Source organism: Actinophytocola sp. (assembly GCF_036402745.1).
Taxonomy (GTDB): Bacteria; Actinomycetota; Actinomycetes; order Mycobacteriales; family Pseudonocardiaceae; genus Actinophytocola.
The window spans coordinates 1-2,340 of record NZ_DASWSJ010000160.1 but is presented as its reverse complement, the minus strand read 5'-3'; the positions used below and the strand labels follow the sequence as shown (position 1 = coordinate 2,340).

Annotated in this window: 4 protein-coding genes; 2 read left to right on the top strand and 2 right to left on the bottom strand. The window is 68.7% G+C overall.

What is annotated here, in order from left to right:
• Positions 1 to 153 (top strand): response regulator transcription factor, encoded by a 153-nt coding sequence (locus tag VGD70_RS15685; protein ID WP_331082190.1) that lies wholly within the window; start codon positions 1 to 3, stop codon positions 151 to 153.
• 49 nt (positions 154 to 202) lie between these two features.
• Positions 203 to 766 carry a hypothetical protein gene (locus tag VGD70_RS15680; protein WP_331082188.1) on the top strand — a complete coding sequence of 188 codons (564 nt, stop codon included), beginning with the start codon at positions 203 to 205 and terminating at the stop codon, positions 764 to 766.
• A gap of 6 nt (positions 767 to 772) precedes the next feature.
• On the opposite strand, the gene VGD70_RS15675 is transcribed toward VGD70_RS15680, so the two are convergent.
• Both VGD70_RS15675 and VGD70_RS15670 read right to left on the bottom strand, forming a co-directional pair.
• Positions 773 to 901 carry a hypothetical protein gene (locus VGD70_RS15675; RefSeq protein ID WP_331082187.1) on the bottom strand — a complete coding sequence of 43 codons (129 nt, stop codon included), beginning with the start codon at positions 899 to 901 and terminating at the stop codon, positions 773 to 775.
• Between the two features lie 329 nt (positions 902 to 1,230).
• Entirely contained in the window at positions 1,231 to 2,265 is a 1,035-nt protein-coding gene (locus tag VGD70_RS15670) for a sodium:calcium antiporter (RefSeq protein WP_414637972.1), read from the bottom strand.
• Positions 2,266 to 2,340 lie beyond the last annotated feature (75 nt).

Sequence of the window (2,340 nt, the reverse complement as noted above, 5' to 3'; positions counted from 1 at the left end):
CTGCAGAACAAGACGATCGCGCGCCGCCTCGGCATCAGCGACCGCACGGTCAAGTCGCACCTGACCAACATCTACCAGCGGCTCGGCGTCACCGACCGTACCCAGGCCGCCCTCTGGGCACAGCGCCAGCGCCGCCCGGACCATGGGTCCTAGTACCAACGATCGATGGCTATTGCCCACGTCCCCGGGCCACCATCGGAGCATGGAAGCAGAACAGCAGGCAGAGGACACCCGTCGTCGACCGATCGTGCTGCAGGCGCGAGGCGCCGGCGCAGAGTCCGCCCGTCGCAGCCCCGCCCGGTACTTCGCCTGGGCAGGCACTGGCATGATCGCCCTGGCGGCGGCCGCCGGCCTGGTAGCCGGAGGCACTGCCGTCTGGTCGGCCTTTGACCCCGGTACGCCGGGCCAGTCGCCCGCGCCGCTCTGGTTCCCGCCGCCAGCGACCGTCCAGCGCCAGGCCGCGAACATTACCCCGAGCAGCACCCCGGACGACCACGGCGGCCGCCGCGACGATCCCTCCGGTTCGCCGACGTTCACCGGTCCCGGCCGCTCCCGCCAAACGACCGAGCCCGGCGACGACAAGGGCGGCCGCCGCGACGATTCTTCCGGTTCGCCGACGTCCACCGGTCCCGGCCGCTCCCGCCAAACGACCGAGCCCGGCGACGACAAAGGCGGCCTCCGCAAGTCCGGCTCCGGCAAGAGCGGTCGCGGCTCAGGCAGCTCCGGATCAGGCAAGTCCTCCGATGACCCCGCAGGTCACCACTGAGCTGGTCTAGACACGAGTCGACAGGCTCAGCACGGTCCAGGAGATGGGCAGGGTCACCGTGACACTGCCGTCGCCTACCTGGACCGAGTCGTTGACCCGCGCCGCGACCCGGGCGGGGTGCTTCGCGCCGTTCACCGGGCCGGCCTTAGTGGACTGTGGGTTGGGGGTCGGGTGCGAGGGTGCCGTCGGGGGGCGATGTGGTCGAAGATTTGCTCGACGATGATCCATCACGTGGGGGCGTCGACGGCGTCGATGTGACGCTTGGCTTCCCTAGACCGCGAGCATGATCGGAACGAGCAACAACAGCGACAACCGCCCAGGAGAGAAGAACTCCATCCAAGGGACCTCCGATGCTCAAGCGGGCGATCCGGGCGGGATCGAACAGACAAGGACCCGCCCGATTGGCCCCCGGCGACATAGGCGTCTCGAGAGCCGACAGATAGCGGCCCGGGCGGGTGAAGCGGCTAGTTGATCAGCGGGACGAGGCCGATGGCGAATGCCAGGTAGAACGCGGCGGCGATGCTGAGTCGGGCGGCGCTGAGCTTGCCTGCTCTCATGGTCGTGAGTAGGTAGACGATGGCGGCCATGGTGACTAGGCCGGACCACAGCAGGGCGCCGGTGAAGTGCCAGGTGGTGAACAGCAGGCCCAGGCCGCTGGGAACGGTGGCCTGGATCATCATGGCGCCGGAGATGTTCGCCAGCGCGAGCTCGGTCTTGCCTTGTCGGACCCAGATGATCGCGTTCATGATCTCGGGCAGCTCGGTCGCGATCGGCGCCAGCAACAGCGCCGTCACCGCCGACGACAGCCCGATCATCGGCCCCACCGCCTGGAGTTGTTTCACGAACAGCTGCGACGCGACGAAGATGACTCCCAGCGCGGCCAGCGTCTGCGCGACCACCGCCCAGGTCGCCGGTGACTTTGTCCTGGGCTGCAGCTTCAACGGCGCCAGGTCTTCGCCTTGGTCGCGTTCCCCGGCCTCGTTGGTGTCGGGGCCGCCGCGCATCTCGCGCCAGAAGTACACCGCGTAGGCGGCGAAGAACAACAGCCCGAGGACCGGTTTGAACGCGAACGCGACCAGACCCAGTGCGACCTTGACCACGAAGATCGCCAGGAACCACTGCTGGTCCTTGGCCAACCGGGCCGTCTCCTCGTCGCTGCACAACAGCTCGGACACTGGCGACTGGTCGGCAGAACCGGCGCCGGCCGCGGCCAGCGCCATCGCTCGCTTCTTGCGGCGCTGGAACACCAACATGGCGCCGGTGACGCCATAGGCCACCGTGCCCAGGGCCAGCGGGCCACCCATCGCGGCACCGACACCGATGTCCTTGGCCTCGGCGGTCGCGCCGGTGGTCACCGCGACCAGGGTCACGACCGATTCCGGCAACGCGGTGCCGAACGCGGCCAGGATCGTCCCGACCGCGGTCTTGCCCACGTTGAGCCGCAGGCCGAGCCACTCGACCGCGTTGACGAACCACTCACACGCCAGATAAATGACCACCGCACACGCGATGAGCAACACGAAATGCCACACAATGATCGCCCCAGCTCTCCGGCGGCGCGGGGCGAGGCAGCG

Coding starts and splice junctions, on each gene's coding strand:
- VGD70_RS15680 (WP_331082188.1), top strand. CDS start 203: ATGGAAGCAGAACAGCAGGCAGAGGACACCCGTCGTCGACCGATCGTG.